General features: G+C 70.8%; 18 protein-coding genes. 13 read left to right on the top strand and 5 right to left on the bottom strand.

Annotated features, from left to right (window positions below; genetic code table 11):
• Nucleotides 1-328 precede the first annotated feature (328 nt).
• Complete coding sequence (gene pdhA / locus E3328_RS10335; protein ID WP_135364478.1) at nucleotides 329-1,465, top strand: pyruvate dehydrogenase (acetyl-transferring) E1 component subunit alpha; 1,137 nt, start codon at nucleotides 329-331, stop codon at nucleotides 1,463-1,465.
• 12 nt (nucleotides 1,466-1,477) lie between these two features.
• On the opposite strand, the gene E3328_RS10330 is transcribed toward pdhA, so the two are convergent.
• A complete protein-coding gene (locus tag E3328_RS10330) occupies nucleotides 1,478-2,029 on the bottom strand; it encodes a DUF7984 family protein (RefSeq protein WP_135364477.1) in 552 nt (183 codons plus the stop codon).
• A gap of 248 nt (nucleotides 2,030-2,277) precedes the next feature.
• Here E3328_RS10330 and E3328_RS10325 point away from each other — a divergent pair, with 248 nt between their 5' ends.
• The gene (locus tag E3328_RS10325) at nucleotides 2,278-4,197 is read left to right on the top strand and encodes a beta-CASP ribonuclease aCPSF1 (RefSeq protein ID WP_135364476.1); all 1,920 of its coding nucleotides are present in this window, start codon (nucleotides 2,278-2,280) and stop codon (nucleotides 4,195-4,197) included.
• A gap of 94 nt (nucleotides 4,198-4,291) precedes the next feature.
• Nucleotides 4,292-4,705, top strand: a complete 414-nt coding sequence (locus E3328_RS10320) for a disulfide bond formation protein B (RefSeq protein ID WP_135364475.1) — start codon at nucleotides 4,292-4,294, stop codon at nucleotides 4,703-4,705.
• A gap of 77 nt (nucleotides 4,706-4,782) precedes the next feature.
• Here E3328_RS10320 and E3328_RS10315 read toward each other — a convergent pair whose 3' ends face one another.
• Nucleotides 4,783-5,376: a response regulator gene (locus E3328_RS10315; RefSeq protein WP_135364474.1), complete on the bottom strand. Its 594-nt coding sequence runs from the start codon at nucleotides 5,374-5,376 to the stop codon at nucleotides 4,783-4,785.
• A 186-nt stretch (nucleotides 5,377-5,562) separates the two neighbouring features.
• Here E3328_RS10315 and E3328_RS10310 point away from each other — a divergent pair, with 186 nt between their 5' ends.
• The 4 genes from E3328_RS10310 (at nucleotide 5,563) to E3328_RS10295 (ending at nucleotide 10,763) form a co-directional block, all read left to right on the top strand.
• Entirely contained in the window at nucleotides 5,563-6,540 is a 978-nt protein-coding gene (locus E3328_RS10310) for an aldo/keto reductase (RefSeq protein ID WP_135364473.1), read from the top strand.
• A gap of 249 nt (nucleotides 6,541-6,789) precedes the next feature.
• Nucleotides 6,790-8,412, top strand: coding sequence for an alkaline phosphatase family protein (locus tag E3328_RS10305; protein WP_246022961.1), 1,623 nt, complete (start codon nucleotides 6,790-6,792; stop codon nucleotides 8,410-8,412).
• The gene (locus E3328_RS10300; protein WP_135364472.1) at nucleotides 8,409-9,503 is read left to right on the top strand and encodes a GNAT family N-acetyltransferase; all 1,095 of its coding nucleotides are present in this window, start codon (nucleotides 8,409-8,411) and stop codon (nucleotides 9,501-9,503) included. Before E3328_RS10305 ends, E3328_RS10300 begins: the two co-directional genes overlap by 4 nt.
• A gap of 72 nt (nucleotides 9,504-9,575) precedes the next feature.
• Complete coding sequence (locus E3328_RS10295) at nucleotides 9,576-10,763, top strand: carboxylate--amine ligase (RefSeq protein WP_135364471.1); 1,188 nt, start codon at nucleotides 9,576-9,578, stop codon at nucleotides 10,761-10,763.
• Between the two features lie 47 nt (nucleotides 10,764-10,810).
• Here E3328_RS10295 and E3328_RS10290 read toward each other — a convergent pair whose 3' ends face one another.
• Nucleotides 10,811-12,244, bottom strand: coding sequence for a hypothetical protein (locus E3328_RS10290; protein WP_209452152.1), 1,434 nt, complete (start codon nucleotides 12,242-12,244; stop codon nucleotides 10,811-10,813).
• Nucleotides 12,245-12,358: 114 nt separating this feature from the next.
• Nucleotides 12,359-13,606 (bottom strand): glycosyltransferase, encoded by a 1,248-nt coding sequence (locus E3328_RS10285; RefSeq protein ID WP_135364470.1) that lies wholly within the window; start codon nucleotides 13,604-13,606, stop codon nucleotides 12,359-12,361.
• Between the two features lie 466 nt (nucleotides 13,607-14,072).
• Between E3328_RS10285 and E3328_RS10280 the strand changes: the two genes are divergently transcribed.
• From E3328_RS10280 to E3328_RS10260, 5 genes are all read left to right on the top strand, one after another.
• Nucleotides 14,073-15,329: a nucleotide sugar dehydrogenase gene (locus E3328_RS10280; RefSeq protein WP_135364469.1), complete on the top strand. Its 1,257-nt coding sequence runs from the start codon at nucleotides 14,073-14,075 to the stop codon at nucleotides 15,327-15,329.
• Complete coding sequence (locus E3328_RS10275) at nucleotides 15,330-16,409, top strand: DUF354 domain-containing protein (RefSeq protein ID WP_135364468.1); 1,080 nt, start codon at nucleotides 15,330-15,332, stop codon at nucleotides 16,407-16,409.
• 106 nt (nucleotides 16,410-16,515) lie between these two features.
• Entirely contained in the window at nucleotides 16,516-18,024 is a 1,509-nt protein-coding gene (locus E3328_RS10270; RefSeq protein ID WP_135364467.1) for a right-handed parallel beta-helix repeat-containing protein, read from the top strand.
• Between the two features lie 369 nt (nucleotides 18,025-18,393).
• Nucleotides 18,394-20,697: a right-handed parallel beta-helix repeat-containing protein gene (locus E3328_RS22525; protein ID WP_246022960.1), complete on the top strand. Its 2,304-nt coding sequence runs from the start codon at nucleotides 18,394-18,396 to the stop codon at nucleotides 20,695-20,697.
• Nucleotides 20,698-21,038: 341 nt separating this feature from the next.
• A complete protein-coding gene (locus E3328_RS10260) occupies nucleotides 21,039-22,454 on the top strand; it encodes a right-handed parallel beta-helix repeat-containing protein (protein WP_135364466.1) in 1,416 nt (471 codons plus the stop codon).
• 168 nt (nucleotides 22,455-22,622) lie between these two features.
• Here E3328_RS10260 and E3328_RS10255 read toward each other — a convergent pair whose 3' ends face one another.
• Nucleotides 22,623-23,939 carry a sulfatase family protein gene (locus E3328_RS10255; protein WP_135364465.1) on the bottom strand — a complete coding sequence of 439 codons (1,317 nt, stop codon included), beginning with the start codon at nucleotides 23,937-23,939 and terminating at the stop codon, nucleotides 22,623-22,625.
• Nucleotides 23,940-24,307: 368 nt separating this feature from the next.
• Here E3328_RS10255 and E3328_RS10250 point away from each other — a divergent pair, with 368 nt between their 5' ends.
• Nucleotides 24,308-25,732: an oligosaccharide flippase family protein gene (locus tag E3328_RS10250; RefSeq protein WP_135364464.1), complete on the top strand. Its 1,425-nt coding sequence runs from the start codon at nucleotides 24,308-24,310 to the stop codon at nucleotides 25,730-25,732.
• Nucleotides 25,733-25,959 lie beyond the last annotated feature (227 nt).

Raw genomic sequence — 25,959 nt, 5'->3', positions numbered from 1 at the left:
CGGTGTCGACCGATCAGACCTGTCGTCTCTTGATCCGGCCGGAGACGGCCGCAAAGCCGGACGTTCGTTCGGTGTGTTTCGGAATACCACACAATAATTAAGTATAAACCGCGCTTCCGTACACGTATGTCCTCCGCCACTCCGGCGCGGACGGCGTCCGCTTCGCTGCGCAACCGACGCGACACCGCGGACCGACGTTTCCCGACACCGCTGGCGGAGTCTCTCGCGACAGGATAGTGCAGTTCGACGGCGTCCCCTGCGGTGCCGTCATCGGTCGACGCTACGTCCCTTCGACAGGCGACACTGCGGACGAACGGACAACGACACCATGAGCACGATACGAGACACGGACCTGATACGGACGAACGACTACGCCGACGACAGCGGCGAGGTGCGGGTCCTCGACCCGGACGGCCGGCTCCTCCCCGGCGCGACCGAACCGGATCTGTCGGACGAGGCGCTGGTGACGATGTACGAGGCGATGGTGACCGCCCGGCACTTCGACGAGCGTGCGGTGAGCTGGCAGCGCCAGGGCCGGCTGGCGACCTACGCGCCGATGAGCGGCCAGGAGGCCGGTCAGGTCGCGAGCACGCTCGCGCTGGCCGACGACGACTGGGTGTTCCCGACCTACCGCGAGCACGCCGTCCGGCTGGTCGCGGGGTTCGACCTGCCCGGGATCCTCCGCGGGCTGATGGGCGCGGAGTTGCCATGCGGGAGCGCCGACGGCCCGACGGTCGCGCCCGAGGCCATCCCGATCGCGACCCAGCTCCCCCACGCGACCGGCGCGGCGATGGCGGCCGGCCACCGGGGCGACGAGTCGGTCGCGCTCGCGCACTTCGGGGACGGCGCCACCTCGGAAGGGGACTTCCACGAGGCGCTGAACTTCGCGGGCGTGTTCGACGCGCCCGCCGTCTTCCTCTGTCACAACAACCAGTGGGCCATCTCCGTCCCGCGGCGGCGCCAGACCGCGAGCGCGACGCTCGCACAGAAGGCCGACGCCTATGGGTTCGAGGGGATCCGCGTCGACGGCATGGACCCGCTTGCGGTGTACTCGGTGGTCCGCTACGCCCGCGAGAAGGCCCTCGATCCGGACGCCGAGGACCTGCGGCCGACGCTGATCGAGTCCGTCGAGTACCGCTACGGCGCCCACACCACCGCCGACGACCCCGACGTGTACCGCGACGACGAGGAGGTCGAGTACTGGCGCGACCGCGACCCGATCGACCGCCTCGAGACGTTCCTCGTCGAGACCGGCCGGCTGGACGAGGCGGGCGTCGACGCTATCGACGCCCGGGTCGAGGAGCGCGTCGCCGACGCCATCGAGACGGCGGAGGCCGAGGCCGCGCCCGACCCGGACGACCTCTTCTCCGAGGTGTACGACGAGGTGCCCGACCACCTCGTCGGCCAGCGCGGGGACCTCCGGCGGCTGCGCGAGCGCCACGGCGACGCGCTGCTGCGGGACTGAGCGGCGCCGGCGTCACTCGCTCCCGCCGGTATCGCCGGTCGGCTCGACCGCGAACGGGCTCGCCCCCTCGCGCCACTCCCAGCCGGGGAGTCGCGTCTGGAACCCCGCGGCGAGCGCCGCGTCGAGGTCGTCCAGCCCCGCGGGGTCGCCGTCGTAGACGCCCGCGGACCCGTCGGCCCCCTCGACGGCCGCATCCACATCCTCTATCGCCACGTCCGCGTAGTGGAAGGTCGCCTCGCCGAGCAGGCGCAGCGGCTGGTCCCCCGCGATCGTCCCCGCGAGTTCCCGTCCGAGGAGTTCGTCGACGACGAATCCCGGGTAGTCGCCCTGTACGTCGAGGTCTCGGAGGATCCCGACGAGGGCGGCGACGTTGACGGCGCGGTCGCCGTCGGCGAACACCTCGTCGACGGCGCGGCGGTACTGCCCGCCGGTCACCTCGTCGACCTCGGTGTCGAAGCGCTCGCCCAGGTCGGCGCGGGTCGCGTTGATCAGCGCGACGACGACGGCGTCGCGTTCGCGGACCCACTCGTGCTGGTCGGCGACGGCGTCCGGCGTGAGTCGCATATCGGGTCCCTCGCGTCGGATCGCCTACTCGTTTGCGAAGGCTTTTATAACACCGGGAGGTTAGGAGGGAGTAAGCCGGTTTTCCGGACACTTCCGTCTAGGGTCCGGAGTGGATTCCCCCAGCAGGAAAACCGACCTATGAGTATTGCTCTCAGACCCCGGCGGGCACGCCGTGGCGCGCGCGACGACGAGCGGGTAGCCGTCGGCGCCGCCCGGCGACCGGCCGGTCCGACCCTGTTTTCGCAGCTATGAGTCAAGTAGACAAGCAACTCGACGATATCAGAGCAGAGATCGAACAGGAAGTCCCGGTCGACATCTCCATCACGGAGGTCGCCTACGAGGGGCCGGAGCTGGTCGTGTACACGCGCGACCCGAAGAAGTTCGCCAGCAACGGCGACCTGATCCGCGAGCTCGCCTCGAAGCTCCGCAAGCGCATCACCGTCCGGCCCGACCCCTCCGAGCTCTCGGAACCCAGCGACGCCAGGGCGACCATCGAGAGCATCATCCCCGAGGAGGCCGGCGTCACCGACCTGGACTTCCACCACGACACCGGCGAGGTCGTCGTCGAGGCCCAGAAGCCCGGCATGGTCATCGGCCGCCACGGCTCGACGCTCCGGGAGATCACCCAGGAGGTCGGCTGGACGCCCGAGGTGGTCCGCACGCCGCCAATCGAGTCCTCGACGGTCAAGAACGTCCGCAACTTCCTCAAGCAGGAACGGGACGACCGGCGGGACATCCTCGAACGCATCGGCCGCCAGATCCACCGCGAGGAGATGTCCGACGACGAGTGGGTCCGCATCTCGACGCTGGGCTGCTGTCGCGAGGTCGGCCGCGCCGCCTTCGTCCTCTCGACGCCCGAGACCCGCGTGCTCATCGACTGCGGCGACAAGCCCGGCGCCGAGGACGAGGTGCCCTACCTCCAGGTGCCCGAGGCGCTCGGATCGGGCCCGAGCTCGCTCGACGCGGTCGTGCTCACCCACGCCCACCTCGACCACTCGGCGCTCGTCCCCCTCCTGTTCAAGTACGGCTACGACGGTCCCATCTACTGCACCGAGCCGACCCGCGACCTGATGGGCCTGCTCACGCTGGACTACCTCGACGTGGCCGCCAAGGAGGGGCGGTCGCCGCCCTACGAGTCCGAGATGGTCCGCGAGGCGATCAAACACACCATCCCGCTGGAGTACGGCGACGTGACCGACATCGCGCCGGACATCAAGCTCACCTTCCACAACGCCGGCCACATCCTCGGGTCGGCCATCTCCCACTTCCACATCGGCGACGGCCTCTACAACGTCGCCTTCTCCGGGGACATTCACTACGAGGACACTCGCCTGTTCAACGGCGCCGTCAACGAGTTCCCGCGCGTCGAGACGCTGGTCCTGGAGTCGACCTACGGCGGGCGCAACGACTACCAGACCGACCAGGCCGACTCCGAGCGCAAGCTCAAGGAGGTCATCCGGAACACCGTCGAGCGCGACGGGAAGGTGCTCATCCCCGCGTTCGCGGTCGGCCGCTCCCAGGAGATCATGCTCGTCCTGGAGGAGGCGATGCGCGAGGGCGAGATCCCCGAGGTGCCGGTCCACCTCGACGGGATGATCTGGGAGGCCACTGCGATCCACACGACCTACCCCGAGTACCTCCGCGACGACCTCCGCGACCGGATCTTCCACGAGGACGAGAACCCGTTCCTCGCCGACCAGTTCAACCACATCGACGGCGGCGAGGACGAGCGACAGGAGATCGCCGACGGCGGGCCCTGCATCGTCCTCTCGACCTCCGGGATGGTGGAGGGCGGCCCCATCATGTCCTGGCTGCGCCACGTCGGCGGCCAGGACGACGGCACCATGATATTCGTCGGCTACCAGGCACAGGGCACGCTCGGTCGCCGCATCCAGAACGGCTGGGACGAGATCCCCGTCAACGACGGCGGCGGCCGCGCCGACACCCTCTCGCTGAACATGGACGTGGAGACGGTCGACGGCTTCTCCGGCCACGCCGACCGCCAGGGCCTGGAGAACTTCGTCCGCACGATGAACCCCCGCCCCGAGAAGGTGCTCTGTGTCCACGGCGACGAGTCCTCCACCCAGGACCTCTCGTCGGCGCTGTACCACGAGTTCAACATGCGCACCTTCGCCCCGAAGAACCTGGAGACGTTCCGCTTCGTCTGAGGCCGCTCGACGGTCGGTCGCGTCGCCGGACCGGACTGCAGTCCGCGCCCGCCGAACCGATCCGTATTTTGCCCCGCCCCGCGCAACGCCGCCCGTGAGCGCACGCCTCGACGCCCTCGACGCCAGGTATCCGCTCGCGGCCGGCGCTCTCGTCGCCGCCGTCGCCACCGCCGGGAGCCTCTATCTCTCGGTCGGGATGGGGCTGGTCCCCTGCGAACTGTGCTGGTACCAGCGGATCCTGATGTACCCGCTGGTGGTCGTCTTCGGCGTCGCGCTGGTCGAGCGCCGCCCGGGCGTCTCCCGGACGGTCCTGCCGCTGTCGACGCTCGGGACGGCCCTGGCGGCGTACCACTCCTGGCTGCAGGTCGCGGCGGGCGGCCGCTGCGCGTTCGGCGGCTGCGCAGCGGTGCAGCTGCGCGTGGTCGGGCTGACGATCCCGAACCTCTCGCTGGTCGCCTTCCTCCTGGTCACGGCGGCGGCCGCCGCGCTGTTCGTCGGCGACCGGTGACTACGCGAGGAGTCGGCGACCGGTGACAGCGGCGGCGCGGCCGTGTGGCGGCGCGAGCGGGCGGCAGCGCCGCGTGGTCAGCTCGGACCCTCGTAGCCGAGGCGCTCGTCGAACTCGGACTCGATCTCGTCGAGTTCGGCCTCCAGCTCGTCGATGCGGTTCTGGAGGCGGCGGAACTCGGCGCTGTCTTCGAGCGCCGAGGGGTGTTTCTCGACCTCGAGGACGTTGCGCTTGACCCGGAGCGCGCTGAGTTCGCGACGGGCCTCGTCGTACTCGTCGAGCAGTTCGAGGCGCTCGACGGTCCCGATCAGGTCGTCGCGGTCGACCGGCTTGACCAAGTAGTCGTCGCAGTCGATCGTGACGATGTCGAAGTCCGGGTCGACCGCCGTGACCAGGGCGATCTGGCAGTCGATGTTGCGGGCGCGGATCTCCTCCAGGACCTCGTCGCCCGACCGGTCGGGCATCCGGCGGTCCAGCAGGACGACGTCGACGTCGTCGTCGACGGCCGCCAGCGCGGCCCCGCCGCTGTCGGCCGTCCGGACCGCGTAGCCCAGCGGTTCGAGATACAGCGCGAACGACTCGCGGACCACCTCCTCGTCGTCGACGACGAGGATCGTCGTCCGGTCGTCGGCGAACCCGTCTCGTGGCTTCGTCCCCCCGCCGTTCGGCATCGACCGGTGGTAAGCCGCTTTGGTAAAAAAATGTATTCGTCTCGGAATCCCCGCTTCGCGATCCCCTCGACCGGTCGTACGAGCGGCCGGCCGTCGACCGGTCGAACGGGCCGCTCGCCGCCCGCTCCGCCGGAAGCCGCTTCCGGTACCCGACCGGTTAACACGCGGCCGGTCGATCGGACGCGCATGGAGTACGTCCGACTCGGCTCGACGGGACTGCAGGTATCGCCCATCTGTCTCGGCACCTGGCGGTTCGGCCTCGAACACGAGGACAGCGGCGTGATGGAGACCGACCGCGAACAGGCCCACGAACTGCTCGACGCCCTCGAGGAGCGGGGCGGCAACTTCATCGACACCGCCAACGGCTACGGCGGGGGCCGCTCCGAGAAGTGGATCGGCGAGTGGCTCGACGAGCGCGACCGCGAGGACTACGTGGTCGCCTCGAAGTGCTACTGGTCGGACGTGTCCCGCTTCCAGGAGAACCTCTCGAAGAAGAACGTCAAGGCGGAGGTCGAGGGCTCGCTGGAGAAGCTCGGCACGGACTACCTGGACATCCTCTACCTGCACCGCTTCGACGACGAGACGCCCATCGAGCAGACGCTGCGGGCCGTCGACGACCTGGTCTCGGAGGGCAAAGTCCACTACGTCGGCATCTCGACCTGTGACGCCTGGAAGCTCACCAAGGGCCTGTGGCAGGCCGACGTGAACAACTACGAGGCCTTCTCCGTCACCCAGCCGCAGTACTCGGCCACGTATCGGGACCCCGTCTCGGAGTACCTGGATGTCTGTGCCGACCAGGACATCGCAGTCTGCCCGTACTCGCCGCTGCACGGCGGCTTTCTCACCGGCAAGTACGAGCGCGTGGGCGACGGCGAGGTGAAGACGCCGGACGGCTCGCGGGGCGACCTCGACGAGCACTTCACCGACTGGTACCTCGACGACCAGGCCTGGGAGGTCCTGGACGAGATCCGGGCCGTGGCCGACGAGGTCGACGCCACGCCCGCGCAGGTGTCGCTGCGCTGGCTGATGGACCACGAGCGGTTCACCTGCGTCCCGATCGTCGGGGCCCGCACCGTCGACCAGCTCGACGAAAACCTCGACGCCATCGAGGTGTCGCTGTCCGACGACCAGTGGGCGCGCATCGACGACGCGACCGAGGCCTGAGCGCCGGCCCCCCGCCCACGGTCGCGGGGGCGCCGACCCTCCCCTGGGACCGCGGTAACCTGAACTGAACGAGGATATCGTCCGCCTACCCGGACGGACCGGGGTCCGGGGCCCGACAGGACCCGGACACGGTCGAACGGACCCGGTGGCGTGATTTCCGCGCCGCCCGCGCGGAATAAACCGGATATTTCCCCCGACACGACCGATACCCACTCAATTACAATTCCGGGTTAGTGTCAACGGGGGAATATGGTAGCAGACCGAGACGGCATGGACTGCCTCGTCGTCGGGCTCGACGCGGCGTGCAGACGGGTCCTGACGCCGCTGTTCGAGGGGGGACAGGTACCGACGCTCGAATCGCTGTTCGACAGGGGGGCGAGCGGGCCGCTGCGGTCGGGGATCCCGCCGTGGACGCCGAGCGCGTGGCCCTCGCTGTACACCGGTACGAACCCCGGCAAGCACGGACTCTTCGACTTCCTCGCGTTCGACGGCTACGACTGGGACGTGGTCGACGCCACGCGCCTGCGCGAGCGGCCGGTCTGGGAGTACCTCGCCGACGCGGGCCACCGGAGCGTCGTCGTCAACGTCCCGGTGACTCACCCGCCCCGGTCGTTCGACGGCGCGCTGGTCCCCGGCTACACCGCGCCGGAGGACCCGCCCTGCCACCCCGAGGGGCTGCTCGACGACGTGCGCGACGCCGTCGGGGAGTACCGGGTGTACCCCGACGCCGAGGGCGACGGCGCCGACACCGGCTACGCCGCCCACCGCGAGGTCGTCCGGATGCGCGGCGACGCGTTCACCTACCTCGCGGACCGGTTCGACCCCGACTTCGGGTTCCTCCAGTTCCAGGTGGTCGACACCGTCTTCCACCGCTACCCCGACGAGTGGGCGGCCGTCGAGGCCGTCTACGGGGCCGTCGACGAACAGCTCGACCGCGTTCTGGACCGGGTCGACCCGGACACCGTCGTCGTCGTCAGCGACCACGGCATGGGCGAGTACGACGACTACGAGTTCCGCGTCAACGAGTTCCTCCGCGAGGCCGGCTACGTCGAGACGGAACGCGGCGGCGAGGGGATGCCGACGTGGGCGACCGTCCGCGACTCGAAGCTGCGCCGCGGCGAGACCGGCGACGTGGACCGGAGCGCCCTCGACGCCGCGATGGCCGGACTGGCCCGCGCGGGCGTGACAACCCAGCGGGTCGTCCGCGTCCTCGACGCCGTCGGCCTGACCGACGCGGTGGGCCGGGTCGTCCCGTCGTCGGTCGCCGAGTCCGGCGCCGAACAGGTCGACTTCCCCGCCTCGACGGCGTTCGTGCGCTCGCGGAGCGAACTCGGCGTCCGGATCAACGTCGAGGGGCGCGAGCCGGACGGGGTGGTCCCGCCCGACGAGTACGAGCGGGTCCGATCGGAGCTGATCGACCTGCTCTCGGGCGTGGAGACGCCGGACGGCGACCCGGTCTTCGAGGCCGTCGAGCCCCGGGAGGCGTACTTCGAGGGGCCCGCCGCCGGGGAAGCGGTCGACATCGTCCTCGTCCCCCACGAGTTCGAGCAGTTCCTCTCCGCGCGGCTGGCCGACGACGCCTTCGGCGAGCCGTCCGAGCCGTGGAACCACAAGCGCGAGGGGATCGTCGCGGTCGCGGGCGAGGGCGTCGACACCGGCGCGTCGCTGTCGGGCGCGCACATCTACGACGTGGCGCCGACGCTCCTGGCGCTGTTCGGCCTGCCGCGGGCCGAGCGGATGGACGGGGACGTCCTGCCGGTCGTCGACGACGCCGGCGCCCGCGAGTACGCGGACACCGAACGGATCGAGGCGACAGCCCGCGAGGGGGCGGTCGAGTCGCGGCTGGAAGACCTGGGGTACATCGAGCGATGAGTATCGACGTGACACGGCTCGACGCCGACGAGTTCGACGAGTGGGACCGCGCGGTCGACCGGTCGCCGGAGGCGACGGTGTTCCACCGCTCGGCCGTCCTGGAGCGGCTCGCCGACTACACCGGCGCGGAGCTGCACGCGCTGGTCGGCTACAAGGGCCAGGAGCCCGTCGGACTCCTGCCCCTGTTCGAGGTGGAGAAGGGGCCGATGCGGGCAGCGTTCTCGCCGCCGCCGGCCGCGTGGGCGGAGTACCTCGGCCCCGCGCGGCTGAACATGGCGAAGCTCTCCCGGCGGAAGGCCGAGCGGCGCCACCAGGGGCTGCTCGACGGCTGTTTCGAGTACGTCGCGGAGACGATCGACCCGGCGGTCACCCGCATCGACACCGGCCCCGGCTACGACGACGTGCGGCCGTTCCAGTGGGCCGGCTACGAGGTCGAACCACAGTACACGTACGTCGTCGAGCTGACCGACGAGGCGGACCTGCTCGACCGGTTCAGCAGCGACGCCCGGTCGAACATCGACGCCAGCTACGACGTCGACTACGCCGTCCGCGCGGAGGGCGAGCGGGCGGTGGGGCGCATCCTCGACCAGGTCGAGCGCCGCTACCGCGAGCAGGACCGGCCGGTGTCGATGCCGACGGCGTTCGTCGACGACCTGGTCGGGGCTCTCCCCGACGGGGCGCTCCGCCCGTACGTCTGCCGGGTCGACGGGGAGTTCGTCGGCGGGATCCTGGCCCTCGCCGACGACGACACGGTCTACCGCTGGATCGGCGGCGTCCGGCCGGAACGGGACGTGCCGCTGCCGGTCAACGACCTGCTGGACTGGCGGGTCATGACCGACGCGCTGGCCGACGGGCGGAGCCGCTACGACCTCGTCGGCGCCGGCGCCGAGCGGATCAACGAGTACAAGGCGAAGTTCGCCCCCGACCTGGAGACGAGCTACCGGGTCCACAGCAACCCGATGCTGTTCGACGCCGCCAGCTGGGCCTACGAGCAGTTCGAACGCCGGCGGCTGTCGATGGCCGGCGACGGGACCGACGGCCGGTCGGGCCTGCTTTCGGGCGTCGCGGCGGGTCTGTTCGACCGGAAGTGACGGCAGTAGGCACCCATTTCTCGCCGTCCGGCGGTGAATACTAACGGTACGCCCTCGACAACGGGCGGCCAGATGAGCATCGATCCAGCCGACGGGCCGAGCGCGGTCGTCGTCCCGGCGATCGCCGCGCCGAGCAGCGTCGCCTGCGTGCGCTCGCTGGGGAGCCGCGGCATCCACACCGTCGTCGTCTCGGAGGACGAGGACGCCGCCGCCTTCCGGTCGCGCTACGCCGGCGAGACGGTCGTCGTCCCCGACCCCGCCGAGGACCTGGTCGCCTACAAGGACGCCCTGCTCGCGCTCGCGATGCGGCCGGACGTGCTGACGATCCTGCCCGTCCGCGAGGAGGACGTGTACGTCCTCGCGCGGTACCGCGACGAGTTCGAGCCCCACGTCGAGACGCTGTGGCCGACCGCCGAGGGGCTGCGCCGGGTCCAGGACCGCGTCGAGCTGTTCGACGCCGCCGAGCGGGCGGGCGTCGCCGTCCCCGACACCCGCCTGCTCGACGAGGTCGACGACTGGGACCGCGAGTGGGTCGTCAAGGGCCGGTACACCCTGCTCGCCGACGCCTACGTCGACGACATGCCGTCCGGGCGCTCCCGGGACCCGCCCTCGACGCAGTACCTCAACGGGAACAAACCGGACGTGGAGACGATCCGCCGCCGGAACGGCCACACGCCGATCGTCCAGGAGTTCCTCCCGACCACCGACGAGTACGGCTTCTTCGCGCTGTACGACGAGGGCGAACCCGTCAGGACCTTCCAGCACCGGCAGGTCCGCGCGTACAACTACGCCGGCGGCCCCAGTTCCTTCCGCGAGTCCGTCTCGATCCCCGAACTCGGCGAGTCCGGCCGCGCCCTGCTGGACGAGCTGGAGTGGCACGGGCTGGCGATGGTCGAGTTCCTGCGCGACGAGGACGGCGAGTTCCGGCTGATGGAGATCAACCCGCGGCTGTGGTCGTCGCTGCCGTTCTCCGTGCGGGCGGGCGCGGACTTCCCCCACGACTACTGGCTGCTCGCCCGCGGCGACGGCGACCGGATCGTCGACGACTACGAGGTGGGCACGGCGGGCCACCTCGTCCGCGGCGAGCTCTCTTACCTCCACAGCGTCCTGTTCGACGAGGAGGAACTGGTCGAGCGGCCGGGCCGCCGCGAGGCGTTCTCGGCGGTCGCCGGGTCGCTCCGCGAACACCCTCGCTTCGATTACTTGCGCCTCGACGACCCGCGACCGTTCGTCCGCGACGCGCTGAACGCGCTCCGGTGAGCGGCGTCGGTCGCGTCGGTCAGTCTCTGCCGGTCAGTTCTCGGCGGTCAGTCCCCGCGGAGGCGCTCTTTCAGAGCGCCGTAGACCGGATAGACCCTGGCGTAGACGGGGTAGGGCGTGTGTCTGGCGGCGGTGCGCACGAGCCGGTCGCGGGTCGGCGACCCGGCCATCGACTCGATGTCGGCGTCGAGCAACCAGCGCACGAACGCGTCGGACCCGTCCATCGGCAGGTCGGCGTCCGCCGGGAGCCGCTCCTGGAACTGCTGCCAGTAGTACGGTGAGTGGTGGTCGTCGAGCCACTCTCCGGCCTCGAACTTCCGGACCGCGCGGGCGAACGAGCGACGGTCGAGGTCGTAGCCGTGGTCGGCGGGGTCCAGCCCCGCCAGCGCGAGGCCCATCGCGGTGCGGAGACACTTCTCGCAGCGCCCGCAGTTCTCGGCCTCGTTGGAGGCCGAACAGGAGTACACGGGCAGGGTCGGGTCGTGCTCCCGGACGTACGCTGCGATGGCGTCGATCCGGCCCTGACGGTCGAGTTCGAACCCGTCGTGGACCGCCTCGGTGTCGGCCCACGCGATCCCGTCGTCGATGTCCGGGTGCGAGCCCCACGGCATGGCTGGCCCGTCCCAGTCGTCGAACATCGACGGCGCCTCCATGCCCTCCCAGAAGGACGCGGCGATGTAGATCCGTCCCATCCCCCGGGCGACCGCGAGCGGCGCGCAGAGGCCGAGCATGCCGAGGCCGCAGCCGACGGCGCTGTACCACGCGCCGTCGTGGTAGGGCTTGTAGTGGGCGTCGAGCAGCGCGGTGTCGAGGAACTCGAGCATGTTCGAACGGACGAACGCCGCGTCGACGCCGAACCGTTCGGCGAACCGCTCCGTCCGCTCGCGGAGCCGGCGCCACCGCTCGGTCTCGTCGGCGCCGACGACCCACCCCTGGACGGTGATCAGCGTCGGCTCCTGCTCGCGGTGGCGGACGTACGTCGCCAGCGAGTCCACCCCGCCCGTGAACAGCATACCCGCCTCGCCGGTCGACTCGGGGACGCTCGACGGGGACGCTCGGTCCCGACCGACCGCCGTCTCGTCCCACTCGGGCGCCCGCTCGGCGATGACTCGCCCACCCTCCATGAACGGGTACATATCACAGAGCGTGTTGCCGACGCGTTCGAGAGCGTCGAGGAAGCGTCGGTCGACGGACGGCACCCGCACGTCTGCGCCGACCGCCCACGCCACCGGGCAGACGTGTGCCAGCACCGGGATCGTCAGGATCGACTCGGGCAGGTCGGAGACGTCGACGCCGTACTCGACGTAGAACGGGGAGTCGTCGAAGAACGGCCGCAGTTCGTCGTCGTAGGAGACGGTCGACTCGACGCGGCGGCCGTCGGCGGTGACCGAGTCGACGGTGACGACCGGCGAGCGACCGCCTCCGGACGCCCCCGTCGTTCGATCGGCGACAGATGGAAGTGATTCGCCTTTCGATGACACGGATCAGACGACTCCTGCTACCGGATAAAGTATTTTTCAGCTACGTGGGATACCGAACGGGTTACCCGCAGTAACCGGATCACAACCGGGATCACCAAACGAGTTGGGGAGTTCCTACGCCGGCACCGGCTGCGCTCGCGGTCGCCTGACGGTCCGGTCGAACAGCACCGCCTCGTGTTCCGCGACGACGGCCGCCCAGTCGTGGGCCTCCGCGGTGGCGCGGGCCGCCCGGCCCAGCGCCCGGGCGTCGACCTCGCCGCCGATCACGTCGTCGAGCGCGTCGACGAGGCCGTCGGCGCTCCCGTCGTACAGCAGTCCGTTCTCCCTCGGCTCGACCAGCCGCCGGTGGGCGGGGATGTCGGTCGCGACCACGGGGGTCCCGGCGGCCATGTACTCCAGGAGCTTCGCGGGGAAGCTGATCCGGTAGGACTCGATGTCGGCCAGCGGGGAGACGGCGACGTCGGCGTCGGCGAGGACTTCGGGGACCTCCTCGTGGGGGACGATCCCGAGCCAGGTGACCCGGTCGTCGATCCCGAGGTCGCGGGCCCGCTCGCGCAGGGAGGTCATGTAGTCGTCGCCGCCGCCGCCGGCGACGCGGAACTCGACGTCGCGGTCGCTCTCGGCGACGGCGTCGAGGACGTGTTCCAGCCCGCGCGGCGGGCCGATCGAGCCGACGTAGGTGACTACCCAGGTGTCGTCCGGACCGCGGGCGGGCTCGCGCGTCGACTCGACGGCGAAGCGGTCGGTGTCGACGCCCATCCCGATGACGTGGGCGCCCGAGAGGTCGACGCCGTACTCCAGTTCCGTCGCATCGCGGATCCCGTCGGTCAGGCAGACGACCTCGTCGGTCCGGTCGAGCAGCCGGCCGACCGCCCAGGCGTACCGGGCCAGAAGCGCCACGCGGACGCGCTTCCGGAGCGGGAGCCGGCCGTGGGCGGCGTCCGAGAGGTCCCGCTTCTGGCGGACGGGGACCGACTGGAGGCCGACGACGAACCGCGAGCCGCCGGCGCGGGCGGCCGGCCACCCCTGGATGATCGTCTGCTGGAAGGCGTAGACGGCGTCGAAGCGGTGGCGGGCGCCCAGGGCGGCGGCGTACAGCGTCGAGACGACGACGAACAGCAGCCCCGAGAGGATCGGCACCTGTCCGGTCCCGACCTCGTGGTGGACCACGTCGTCGGGAAACCCGCCGTCGCCGTCGCCGGCGCCGTCGGGGCGGCGCCGACTGAGGACGTGGACGGTCCCGGAGTCGGCGAGTTCCCGCGCGAGGTAGTGCGGGACGGTCGCGCTGTACGGCGAGGCGATCGCCCGGTGGTGGACGAGCAGCACCGACCCGCGGTCGCCGTCCCCGCCGGGCCGGCTCACGGCCGTCCCCTCCCCGGGCCGCGAGTTCGGAGGCGCGCCCTCGGCTGGTCCCGGTGCGGTCGAGTGACTGTCCGGCGGGTGCCGCCGGCGGCCGCCGCGAGCGGCCGCTCGACGACTGGCGACGGCCGCTCGGCGGTCGCCAGTGACCGGTCGACGGCGCCGCGAGTCGCGGTACCTGACATCGGGCGTTCCAACCGGACGGCAGCCAATAAGTAAGAGCCGGATAACGCGCTCCCCGCCCCGGTCACCCGCCCGTGGTCGCCCCGCCGGCGACCGCCGGACGGCGGCCAGAGCGACCCAGCGGACCGCGAACGCCGCCGGTCGCCACCGGTTCCCGCCCGGAGACCGCCCGTCGGGCGGGAGCGCGCCGCTAGAGGCGGTATACCGGTCCGGCCCGGTCCGTCGACGCCGCGTAATCGTCCGTAAGCTGATAATAACATTCCCGGCCGCTCCGGTGGGGTGGCGTATGAGCATCGGCATCTACGGCGTCGGGTTCGTCGGCAAGGAGGTCGCGGAGCTGGCCGTCGAGCGCGGCCGGTCGGTCGCCTGCGTCGACGTGGATCCGGCGGTCGTCGAGCGGATCGAGGACGGGGAGTACCTGGCGGTCGACGAGGACGAGCGGGTCTCGGCGACGACGGACGGCGCGGCGGTCGCCGCGGAGGCGGACACCTGCGTCGTCACGGTCCCGACGCCGGTCGACGGGGCCGAGCGGGTCGACCTCGGGCCGCTCCGGGCCGCCAGCGAGACCATCGGCGAGGGGCTGCGGAGCCGCGAGGCCGCCGACCCCTGTCTCGTCGTCGTCGAGTCGACCATTCCGCCGGGGACCGTCCGACGGGAGATCGCCGAGGTCTTCGACACCTACGGGCTGGAGTCGGGGACCGACTACTACCTCGCGGCCGCGCCCGAGCGGGTCGACCCCGGCAACGAGGCGTGGCCGCTGGAGGCCATCCCGCGCGTGGTCGGCGCGCTCACCGACGAGGGGCGCGAGCGGGCGACCGCGTTCTACGACCGCCTGCTCGACGCCGAGGTCCACCCGGTCGAGAGCGTCGAGGTCGCGGAGGTGTCGAAGATCGTCGAGAACGCCTTCCGCGACATCAACATCGCGTTCGCCAACGAGATCGCCGTCTCGCTGGACTCGCTGGACGTGGACGCCCGCGCGGCCATCGACGCGGCGAGCACCAAGCCCTTCGGCTTCATGGGCTTCGAGCCGGGCGCCGGCGTCGGCGGCCACTGCATCCCCGTCGACCCCCACCTCCTCATCGGCGAGGCCGAGGACGCCGGGTTCACCCACGAGCTGCTGACCGTCGCGCGGACGATCAACAACCAGATGCCCGAGTACGTCGCGGACATGACCGTCGACGCGCTGACGCGCGAGCGGGTCCTCCCGCAGGACGCGACCGCGCTGTTGCTCGGCCGCGCGTTCAAGCCCGACCTCGCCGACGACCGCAACAGCCCCTACTTCCCGATCCGGGAGGGGCTGGCCGACTACGACGTGACCGTCGAGACCTACGACCCGGTCCTCGACGAGGCGTCGTCGGTCGCGTCGCCGTACCAGCCGGTCGACGCCGTCGTCGTCGTCACCGACCACACCGAGTTCGCCGACCTGGACCCCGAGCGGTTCGCCGAGCTGGGCGCGTCGGCGGTCGTCGACGGCCGCGACGTCTTCGACGCCGAGGCCGTCGAGGCGGCGGGACTGCGCTACGAGGGCGTCGGGGAGGTCTGAATGCGGGTCTTCGTGACCATCCAGCACCCGGCCCACGTCCACTTCTTCCGCGAGGCCATCGGGGAGCTGGAGGCGGCCGGCCACGAGGTCTCGGTGTTCATGCGCGACGTGGAGCTGGCCGCCGACCTGCTTGAGCGCTACGGCATCGACTACGAGGTGCTCGCGCCGACCAGCGACTCGCTGCCCTCGCTGGCGAAGTCGCAGCTGCGCTACGAGCTCGCCCTGCTCCGGCGGGCCCGCCGGGCGGACCCGGACGTGCTGACCGCCATCGGCGAGCCCGCGGTCGCCCACGTCGCGACGCTGCTTTCCTGCCGGTCGGTCGTGTTCACCGACACCGAGCACGCGACGCTGGGGAACCGGCTCACGTTCCCGTTCGCCGACCGGGTCTGCACGCCCGAGGCGTACACCGACGACCTCGGCGACAAGCAGGTCACCTACCCCGGGTTCCACGAACTCGCCTACCTCCACCCCGACCGGTTCGACCCGGACCCGTCGGTCGTCGCCGACGCCGGGATCGACCCGGACCAGCGGCTCGTCGTCCTGCGGCTGGTCGCCTGGGAGGCGCTGCACGACGTGGGCGGCGGCGGCTTCGCGGACGCCCGCGCGGTCGTCGACGAGCTCGAACGCCACGGCGCGCGGGTGGTGATCACCGCCGAGGCCGACCTGCCGCCGGACCTCGCCGACCGGCGGGCGACCGTCCCGCCCGAGGACATGCACCACCTGCTGGCCCACGCGGATCTGTTCGTCGGCGAGAGCGCGACGATGGCCGCCGAGTCGGCCGTCCTGGGGACGCCCGCCGTCTACGCCTCGACGCTCGAACTCGGCTATCTGGAGGCGCTGGAGTCGGAGTACGGCCTCGTCGTCAACACGACCGGCGAGGACCGCCAGGCCGAGGCGCTGCGGCGGGCGAGTTCGATCCTCGCCGACCACGACGAGATCGACTGGGCGGGCCGCCGCGAGCGGCTGCTCGCCGACTGCGTCGACACGACTGACGTGATCCGCTCGCAGCTCGCGGACGCCGCCCCCTCCCGCCGGTCCGCCGAGGTCGACGCCCCGCGGCCGGTCGCCGAGCGGCAGTGACGGCGGCCGCCGCTGCCGACGCCCGTCCCCGATATCGGCGGGTAAACGGTTCCTACGGAAATTATCGCGGACATAACAAATGTGCCGAAGGGCTACGAACAAGCAAATGGTTCCCGATCGGCTGTCACGGCGACGGTTCCTCAGAGGGACAGCAGCGGCCGCGCTGGGGGTCGGCGCGGCCGGGTGTGGGTCGAACGATCGCGAGCAGACCGACCGGGAGGGGGCGGGGACGCGGGCCGGCCCCGTCAGACTGACCGAGTCGCCGACCCCGACGGCCGAGCCGACGCCAACCGGCACGCCGACGGCGACGCCGATCCCGGAGGTCGTCGCCGAGTACGGCGACCAGTTCGACTCGATCGTCAACGCCGTCGACGCCGGCGCCGACCCGGAGGGAGAGGAGCCGGTCAACGACGTGCTCACCGACACGATCGCCGACGACACGCTCGTCTACTTCCCCGCCGGCCGCTACGCGCTCGACTACATGGAGATCGAGGACGTCTCCGAGTTCGGGCTCGTCTCGATCCCCCACGAGCGAGCGGTCCTCGTCCCGAGCGGGCCGATCGACGAGATCGGCAACCACTTCATCGACTTCAGGGGGGTGGGCGACATCCTCCTCGACGGCCTGGAGTTCGACTTCACGGAGTCCGGCGTCGGCGGCGCCGTCAGGACCATCTCGGAGGGCAACATCGTCGCCCGGAACCTCCGGACCCACGGGAAACTGCCCGACCGGAACACGGAGCGCAAACACGTCGCCTACCGGTTCGAGGTGCAAAACCCCCGGGGGAAGGGGCTGGTCGAGCGGGTCGTCGCCCGCGGCGGCGGCCACGACGGCGGCAACGGCGTCGGCATCTTCGTCGGCAAGGACCACGCGGGCTCGCTGACCTTCCGCGACTGCGAGATCGCGAACTTCCCGAACAACGGGCTGTACGCGTCGGCGCCGGGTCAGACGCTCGACGGGTACACCGGCAACAACGGCGACATCCACGTCCGGGGCGGCCGCTACGAGAACAACAACATCGCCAACGTCCGGATCGGCTCGACCGGGTCGACGGTCAAGGACGTGCTCGTCGTCGTCGACGAGGTGCCCCCGAGCCCCTCGGACCACCACCTCAACGTCCGCGGGATCCGGCTGCGCGCCCGCAGCGACCAGCTGGTCGAGAACTGCGAGGTCAGGATCGGCGAGAACGCCGGCCCCGGGTTCGGCGCGATCTCCTACCACCCCGAACACGGCAGCTCGGTCGTCCGGAACACGACGATCAGGGTCGACCGCGACGACTTCAACGCGATCGACGCGACCGACGCCAGCAACGGCGGGTCGAGGGCGCCGCTCACCTTCGACGACGTCACCGTCACCGGGAGCGCCAGCGGGGGCGCGGCCGTCGAGATCGCCGACCGCCCGGGGACGACCCTGCGCGACTGCCGGATCGAGCAGTCCGGCGCCGACCGCCACGGGATCGTCCTCGTCGACTCCGAGAACTGCACCGTCGTCGGCTCGACGATCCGGGTGACCGGCCGCCCGATCGAGACGGAGAACACCGCCGTCGAACGCCGGAACCTCTCCATCGAGACCCTGCGACCGGGCGGGAACACCACGCCGGCCGCCGACGGGGAGTGAACCCCCGCGACCCGCGGGCGCACCGCTCGCCGACGGCAGGCAGGACGGTTGCGGACGACGGGTGAGAACGCTCGCCGGCGGGCGAACCGGTTCCGGGACCGGGCCGCAGAACCGGATATCCGGTGAGTAACGACCGATTACCGCTCGCGTGGGCGCTCGAAACAGGCCCTTACCGGCCGCCCGTCCGCGGCGGGCGACGGCGGTCGCGGTCGGGTCGCGGGTCGCGCCGATCGACATAAATCCGCCGCGATCCGGTACGTATCCCGTAACCGACCGGCACGGAACCGAAGGCAACGCCCCACGATCCGGGGGTATCGGGTAGCCTCCCTGCAGGTAGCCTTTTCTCAGTAGATCGGGCTTACCAGCGATATGGTGAACGGTAACCAGAACGAACCGGATAGTACGAGCGAGGAAACTCGGCGCAACCGGCTACCACCGGGCGAGGGGTTCGACCGTCGCTCGTTCCTGAAGATCGGGGCGGGGGCCGCGGCGGCCGGCGCGCTGTTCGGCGGCGAGGCCGCCGGCGCGCCGGCGACGCGCCACCTCGAGATCGTCTCGACGGGCGAGACGACCGAGACGGGCGACCTCGCGGTCGACTACGAGTTCACGGCGACCGGGGAGATCACCCCGGACACCGGGAACGGGCGCAACTCCGCGGAAAGCAACGACGCCGTCGTCGAGAACGACGACGGGACCTGGACCGCGACCGGCACGACCGGCAACGGCTTCGGCGACGCCTACACCGTCACCGGTCGCGTCGTCGACTTCTCCGCGACGGGCGCCTACGAGCTCTACCTCGACGGCGAGGCCGTCACCGTCGACGACCTCGTCGCCGAGTACGAGCACACGATCGAGGTGCTCACCACGGAGGACCCCTCCGAGCTGGACTACACCTTCACGACGACCGGCGAGATCGAACCGAACTACGACGCCGAGGAGAACGCCGCCGGCGACAACGACAGCGTCTCGCAGAACGACGACGGGACCTGGACCGCCGACGGCTACACCGGCAACGGCTACGGCGACACCTACTACTTCGACGGCGACCTCACCGACTTCGGTCCGGTCGAGGACTTCGCCGAGGTCCGGGTCGACGGCAGCGCCGTCGACCTGAGTCGGTTCGTGTCCGCGTCCGACTCCGAACCCGAGCGACACACGATCGAGGTGCTCACCACGGAGGACCCCTCGCAACTGGACTACACCTTCACGACCACCGGGGAGATCACGCGAGTCACCGACGCCGAGGAGAACGCCGCCGGCGACAACGACTCGGTCACCGAGAACGACGACGGGACCTGGACCGCCGACGGCTTCACCGGCAACGGCTACGGCGACACCTACACCTTCGAGGGGGAACTGACCGACTTCGGCCCCGTGACGGACTACGCGGAGGTGCGCGTCGACGGCAGCGCCGTCGACCTCGAACAGTTCCGACCGGAGCAACGCACGATCGAGGTGCTCACCACGGAGGACCCCTCGGAACTGGACTACGCGTTCACCACCACCGGGGAGATCACGCGAGTCACCGACGCCGAGGAGAACGCCGCCGGCGACAACGACTCGGTCACCGAGACCGGCGACGGCACCTGGCGCGCCGACGGCTACACCGGCAACGGCTACGGCGACACCTACCGGTTCCGCGGCGAGCTGCTGACGTTCGGGCCGGACGTCGACCACGCCGAAGTGCGGGTGGACGGCGACGCGATCGACCTGAGCCAGTACGAGGCGCCGGAACCGACCGCCGTCGTGGGCGGCGGCGAGGGGTACTCGGGGACCGTCCCCCAGTCGGAGGCCGACGCCGTCGTCTCGACGCGGGGCGAACTCGAATCGGCGCTGGACGACGCGTCTAGCGGCGACGTGGTGTACGTCGAACCGGGCGCGAGCATCAACGTCCCCGACCGGGAGCTGACGGTCCCCGCGGGCGTGACCCTGGCCTCGAACCGCGGTATCGACGGCGCCCCCGGCGGCGAGATCCGCGCCGACGAGGTCTACGGCGAGGGACCGCTCCAGACCGAAGACGACGTGCGCGTCACGGGCCTGCGGGTCACCGGCTCGATCGACGAGTACGTCGAGTTCGACCGCCCGGTCCACAGCGGCGTGACGGTCAAGGGGACCGGCTGCGAGGTCGACAACGTCGAGATCTCCGGGTTCAGCTACGGCGGCGTCAAGCTCCAGGAACCCGCCTACGTCCACCACTCGCACATCCACACCAACGCGATGGGCGGGCTCGGCTACGGCATCGTCTGCAACCAGGAGGGCGGCGACACCCTGATCGAGTACAACGAGTTCAACCTCAACCGCCACTCCGTCGCCAGTCGCGGCTACGCGGGCTACGAGGTGCGCTACAACCACTTCGGCGAGGACGCCATCGCCTACCAGGTCGGGACCCACCGCCCGGGCGGGACGACCCTCGAGATCCACCACAACACGTTCGTCCCCACCCTGCACCTCAACTCCGGGGAGGACCCCGAGTCCCACGTCAGTATCCGTGGGGTCCCCGACGACGTGGCCGACATCCACCATAACTGGTTCCACAACCCGCAGGAACCGGCGCCGGGCCGGGGCACCGAGTCGATCATCCAGCCCCACGTCGAGGAGTTCACGAACCTCGACTACCGGAACAACCACTACGGTGCCGACGAGCCGTCCGACGACGACATCGGCTGTCCCTGACGCCGCCGTCCCGCTCTGTCGCCGACGGGCCCGGCCCGTCCTCTCTGACGCCTGACGGTGCCGGTTTCTCCTTCGACTCTACGGTCTCCGCGCGCGCGCGTAGCTCGCGCGAGTAGCCGCACGTTTCCTGCGGCGACGCGCGGGTACCGCCGGCCTTCTGACGAGCCGGCGAGCGGGCGCGTTCCCCGCTCGTCGGCCGTCTCGGGTAGGCCGTTCCTACGCAAGGGCGCGTGAAGCCGCAACCAACCGGACGGATCCGGTACGGACCAGGCGAGCAAGTGCGGGCTCCGCGCACCGCCTCCGCAGGTAGCCTTATCCCAGAACGGGAGGCTTACCGCGATATGGTGTTCGGAAACCATAGCGAACCGACGGACGACGAAGGGCGAGACGACCGTAACCGCGGCCTACCGGGGCGTTCGGGCGGGCTCGGGCGACGGTCGTTCCTGACAGCGGCCGCGGCCGCAGTGGGGGCGCCGCTGCTCGCGCGGGGCGGGCGGGCCGCGCAGGGGTCGGGCGGTCGCCGCCGGATCGAGATCGACAGCACCGGCTCGGCGGCGGTCGACTACGAGTTCACCGCGACCGGTGCGGTCGAACCGGTCCGCGGCGACGCCGAGGGCAACGACACGGTCGCGGAGAACGGCGACGGCACCCAGACCGCGACCGGCGCGGTCGGCTCGTGGGGGCGCGACACCTACACGTTCCAGGGCCGGATCACGTCGTTCTCGCCGACGAGCGGCGACTTCGAGGTCCGAATCGACGGGACGCGCGTCGACCCCGGTGCGGTCGCGAAGGGGAAGACCGTCCAGTCGCTGCCCGCGGCGAGCGACGTGCTGGGCGGCGGCGACGGCTACCCCGACGCGGTCCCGCAGTCGGCCGCCACCACGGTCGTCTCGACGCTGAGCGAACTCGAATCGGCGCTGAACAGCGCGTCAAGCGGCGACGTGGTGTACGTCGCGCCCGACGCGAGCATCAACGTCCCCGACCGGGAGCTGACGGTCCCCGCGGGCGTGACGCTCGCCTCGAACCGCGGCATCGACGGGGCGAAGGGCGGGGAGATCCGCGCCGACGAGGTCCACGGCGAGGGCCCGCTCCACACCGAGCACCAGGTCCGGATCACGGGCCTGCGGGTCACCGGCTCGATCGACGAGTACGTCGAGTACGACCGCCCGGTTCACAGCGGCGTGACGGTCAAGGGCAAGGGCTGCGAGATCGACAACGTCGAGATCTCCGGGTTCAGCTACTCGGGCGTGAAACTGCTGCACTCGGCCCGGATCCACCACTCGCACATCCACACCAACGCGATGGACGGGCTCGGCTACGGCATCGTCTGTATCGGCGGCGGCAGTACGCTGGTCGAGTACAACCGCTTCAACCTCAACCGCCACTCCGTCGCCAACGAGGGCACCGCCGGCTACGAGGTGCGCTACAACCACTTCGGCGAGGACGCCATCGCCTACCAGGTCGGGACCCACCGCCCGGGCGGCGCGACCCTCGAGATCCACCACAACACGTTCGTCCCGACGAAACATCTCAACTCCGGGGAGGACCCCGAGTCCCACGTCAGCATCCGCGGAGTCCCCGACGATATCGCGGACATCCACCACAACTGGTTCCACAACCCGAAGAAACCGGCGCCGGGACGGGGCACGGAGTCGATCATCCAGCCCCACTCGAACGAGTTCAAGAACCTGAACTTCGACACCAACCACTACGGCGCGAAGCAGCCGTCCGACCCGACGATCGGCTGTCCGCGGTAGGCTGTCGACCGCCGGGACACCGACCGTCACCTCCGGGACATCGACCGTCGACTCTCCGCGAGACGACTTCCGGCTGTCCCCGGATCGCGACTGTCCGGCATGCACTCGCGGCGCGGTTCCCGACGCGGTCCCCGCTCCGGTCCTCCGTGGATTCTCCGTTTCGACGCGTTACAGGTAGCCCAGGTCTTCGAGCCGGCTGGTCATCCGCTGTTCGGCGCCCTCGGAGACCGACGCCGTCTCCAGCTGGCGCTCGCGGGCGACGTGCTCGTCGACGATGTCGCGCAGTCGCTCGACGACCTCGGGGTGGTCGTCGGCGACGTTCTCCAGCTCCTTCGGGTCCGATTCGAGGTCGAACAGCTGGCACAGCTCGCGGTCGCGGCCCTGGACGTACTTCCAGCCGTCGTAGCGGACGCCGTCGAGCCACCGCTCGCGCTCGCCGGAGGCGCCGACCGCGCGGACGTGCGCCGGCCGGTGTTCGATCGGTTCCGAGAGGATGTCCTGGCCGGACACGTCGGCGGGCCGGTCGACGCCGGCCGCGTCGAGCAGCGTCGGGAAGATGTCGACCGAGCGGACCTGGTCGGTCACGCGGCCCTCGGCGGGAATCCCGGGGCCGGCGACGGCGAAGGGGACCCGCGTGAGGAAGTCGTAGACGTGGTAGCCGTGGCCGATGCGGTGGAAGGCGTTGGGGAACTCGGTCGCGCTGGCCTTCCGCAGGGAGTTGTACCACTCCTCGGTCTCGATGCCGCGCGGGCGGAGGTACTGGTCGTACACGTCGCTGCGGACGTTGCGCGTGCGCTTGTCGGTGAAGGGGATCGGGACCTGGTTGAACCCGACGATAGAGGCGCGGTGGCGCCAGGTGCCGTCGCGGAACGCCTCGCCGTGGTCGCCGGTGACCGCCACGACCGTCTCCGAGAGGTCGACGACCTCCAGGAGGCGCTGGAGCTGCTCGAAGACGCCGCGGACGGCCGCGTCGTAGTCGATCTCGTCGTCGTCGGCGTCCGGCGGCAGGTCCTTGTGGACGTGGGCCTCCCAGAGGTGGAGGTACCTGAACCACGGCCCCTCGGCCTCGGCGAGCTCGCGCCGGTACTCGTCGAACCAGTCGGTGTAGACGGTGGTGTCGCGCTCGCGGTAGTCGTAGCGGTCGAAGCCCGCGTCGAGGCCGGTGTCGTCGGTGATCGGGCCGGTGACCGACGCCGACGTGTCGTAGCCGGCGGCGTCGAACGCCTCGGCGAGCGTCGTGACGCCGTCGGAGAGCGAGAAGTCCCGCAGCGAGAGGACGCCGTGCTCGGGCGGGTAGGTGCCGGTCATGTAGCTGGCGACGCACGGCGTCGTCGACGACGCCGCGGCGACCATCGTGTCGAAGGCCGTCCCCTCGCGTTCGAGGAACTCGAAGAGGGGCTTGTCGGCCCCGTAGTCGCCGAAGGCGAAGTCGCTCCGCAGCGCGTCGACGCAGACGAACAACACGTTGGGGCGCTCGCTGTCCATACGCGGTCCGACCGGACTCTCGCCATTAGCTATGATGGCCGTACTCCCGCGGTACGTCCGGCCTACTCCGGGGTAACGGGCTTTTAACAAGGGGGAGCGCTCGTGGACGGGCGAGGTGAATGACCTGCATCCGCGCGAGCCGGTGGACGCCGCCCGGTCGATTCGTTCCTCCCTGCCGGTCCGTCCCCGCCGGTCAGCCCGTCCCCGGTGGACGGCCGACCGGCGAGGACGAGCCGACCGACGGCCGGGACGAACCGGTCGGCTGCGGCCGGCACGCACGGGACTCCGGTCGGACAGTGTCGACAGCCCTCTCCGCCCGCGGTCGGTCGCTGGGCCTCGGACCGACGGCGGGTGCCGCGACGTAGCCCATGGACCTGCGCGACTCCGTCCTGAAGCTGTTCTCCGGCAGCATCGTCCTCGCCTTGGTCGAGTTCGCCGCGATCGCCTGGTTCACGCAGACGCTCGGCACCGGCCCCATGGGGTCGTTTTTCGTCTTCCAGGCGGTCGTCGGGATGCTCGGCATCCCGATCGACCTCGGCGTCTCGAAGGCCAGCGAGAAACAGCTCTCCGCCGATGGGGCGACCGGCGAGATCCTCACGACCGCCGCCTGCACGAAGGGGTTGCTGATGCTCCCGTGGATCGGCGCGCTGGTGTTGCTGGCTCCCCGCGTCGAGTCGTACGTCGACGTGGCCGGCGTCGTCCCGCTGGTGGTCCTCGGACTGCTCGCCGCTCAGAGCCGCGGGCTGACCCTGCGGCTGCTCGCCGGGCAGATGCGCGTCGACAAGAACGCCGCGCTGAAGGTGCTCGGCAAGCTCACGTGGGTCGCGGTGGGCGTCGCGCTCGTCGAGTACGGCTGGGGGGCGAAGGCGCTCATCGTCGCCTACAGCGCCGGGCGGTTCGCGACGGCGCTGGGCGCGCTCGTCCGGATGGACCTGGCGGTGGGGCTGCCCAGCCTCTCGCGGGCCCGGAGCCTCGTCGACTTCGGCCGGTACGTGTTCGTCGGGAACGTCGGCGGCTTCGTCTACCAGTGGATGGACGTGGCGATCCTCCGGCTGTTCGTCGGGGTCGAACTCGTCGGCGCCTACGAGATCGCCTGGCGGGTCGCCAGCGTCGCGATGATGCTCACCGAGGCGATCCGCACCTCCCTGTTCCCCCAGATCTCCGAGTGGCACGCCGAGGACCGCCTCGACCGGATCGAGTCGGCCTTCGAGCAGTGGCTGCAGATCCCGCTGTACCTGACGATCCCCGCGTTCGCCGGCGCGGTCGTCCTCGGCCGGGAGGTCCTCGGCACGCTGTTCGGCCCGGAGACGGTCGTCGCCTACCCGGTCCTGGTCGTCTTCATGACCGAGAAGATCCTGCGGTCGGTCCAGCTGGTGTTGGGCCCGTCGCTGTTCGCGATGGACAAGCCCAGCCTGGGCTATCGGGGGAGCATGGCGGCCATCGTGACGAACCTCGTGCTGAACCTCGCGCTGGTGCCGCAGTTCGGCATCCTGGGGGCCGCGGTCGCAACGACGCTGTCGGCGGCGACCGCCGCGGTCGTCGCGCTCACCTACGTCACGCGCTTCGTCGACGTGGTCGTCCCCTGGCGGCGGGTCGGCTGGAGCGTCGGGTCGGCTGCGATCATGGGGCTGTCCGTCTACGCCCTGCGGCCGCACCTCCCGACCGGCTGGCAGCGCGTCGCCCTCGGCGTCGGGGCGGGCGTCGCCGTCTACGCGCTCCTGTTGCTCGCCCACGGGGGGATCCGCCTGGAGATGCGCGGCGCGCTCGAAGACGTGACCGGGTCGTGGTCCTGAGACCGGCTCGCACTCCCGACCGCGCCGCCGATCGCCGACCACCGCTCGCCGCCCGCCGCCCGGGGAGATCGGCGGTCCCAGCGGCGTTATATGCTCTCTTCCGGCCGAACCGGATCGCCCGCGATCGGGCGCGGGCGCCGTTAGTCCGGGTGATCGGGGGCGTAGTCGCATCATTACAATGGGCGAACCGGGGAACGGTCTTGGTGTGAACGGGTTCGACAGCACAG

Origin of the sequence: Halosimplex halophilum (assembly GCF_004698125.1) — an archaeon.
Classification (GTDB): Archaea; Halobacteriota; Halobacteria; order Halobacteriales; family Haloarculaceae; genus Halosimplex; species Halosimplex halophilum.
Note: the sequence above shows the minus strand (reverse complement) of the source record. Positions and strands in the feature narration are given on the sequence as shown.

Bases quoted from the DNA above. Each gene is read 5' to 3' on its own strand.
- E3328_RS10295 (WP_135364471.1), top strand. From the start codon at position 9,576: ATGAGCATCGATCCAGCCGACGGGCCGAGCGCGGTCGTCGTCCCGGCG.
- E3328_RS10305 (WP_246022961.1), top strand. From the start codon at position 6,790: ATGGTAGCAGACCGAGACGGCATGGACTGCCTCGTCGTCGGGCTCGAC.
- E3328_RS10310 (WP_135364473.1), top strand. From the start codon at position 5,563: ATGGAGTACGTCCGACTCGGCTCGACGGGACTGCAGGTATCGCCCATC.
- E3328_RS10270 (WP_135364467.1), top strand. From the start codon at position 16,516: ATGGTTCCCGATCGGCTGTCACGGCGACGGTTCCTCAGAGGGACAGCA.
- E3328_RS10315 (WP_135364474.1), bottom strand. From the start codon at position 5,376: ATGCCGAACGGCGGGGGGACGAAGCCACGAGACGGGTTCGCCGACGAC.
- E3328_RS10260 (WP_135364466.1), top strand. From the start codon at position 21,039: ATGGTGTTCGGAAACCATAGCGAACCGACGGACGACGAAGGGCGAGAC.
- E3328_RS10330 (WP_135364477.1), bottom strand. From the start codon at position 2,029: ATGCGACTCACGCCGGACGCCGTCGCCGACCAGCACGAGTGGGTCCGC.
- pdhA (WP_135364478.1), top strand. From the start codon at position 329: ATGAGCACGATACGAGACACGGACCTGATACGGACGAACGACTACGCC.
- E3328_RS10300 (WP_135364472.1), top strand. From the start codon at position 8,409: ATGAGTATCGACGTGACACGGCTCGACGCCGACGAGTTCGACGAGTGG.
- E3328_RS10250 (WP_135364464.1), top strand. From the start codon at position 24,308: ATGGACCTGCGCGACTCCGTCCTGAAGCTGTTCTCCGGCAGCATCGTC.
- E3328_RS10275 (WP_135364468.1), top strand. From the start codon at position 15,330: ATGCGGGTCTTCGTGACCATCCAGCACCCGGCCCACGTCCACTTCTTC.
- E3328_RS22525 (WP_246022960.1), top strand. From the start codon at position 18,394: ATGGTGAACGGTAACCAGAACGAACCGGATAGTACGAGCGAGGAAACT.
- E3328_RS10255 (WP_135364465.1), bottom strand. From the start codon at position 23,939: ATGGACAGCGAGCGCCCCAACGTGTTGTTCGTCTGCGTCGACGCGCTG.
- E3328_RS10325 (WP_135364476.1), top strand. From the start codon at position 2,278: ATGAGTCAAGTAGACAAGCAACTCGACGATATCAGAGCAGAGATCGAA.
- E3328_RS10280 (WP_135364469.1), top strand. From the start codon at position 14,073: ATGAGCATCGGCATCTACGGCGTCGGGTTCGTCGGCAAGGAGGTCGCG.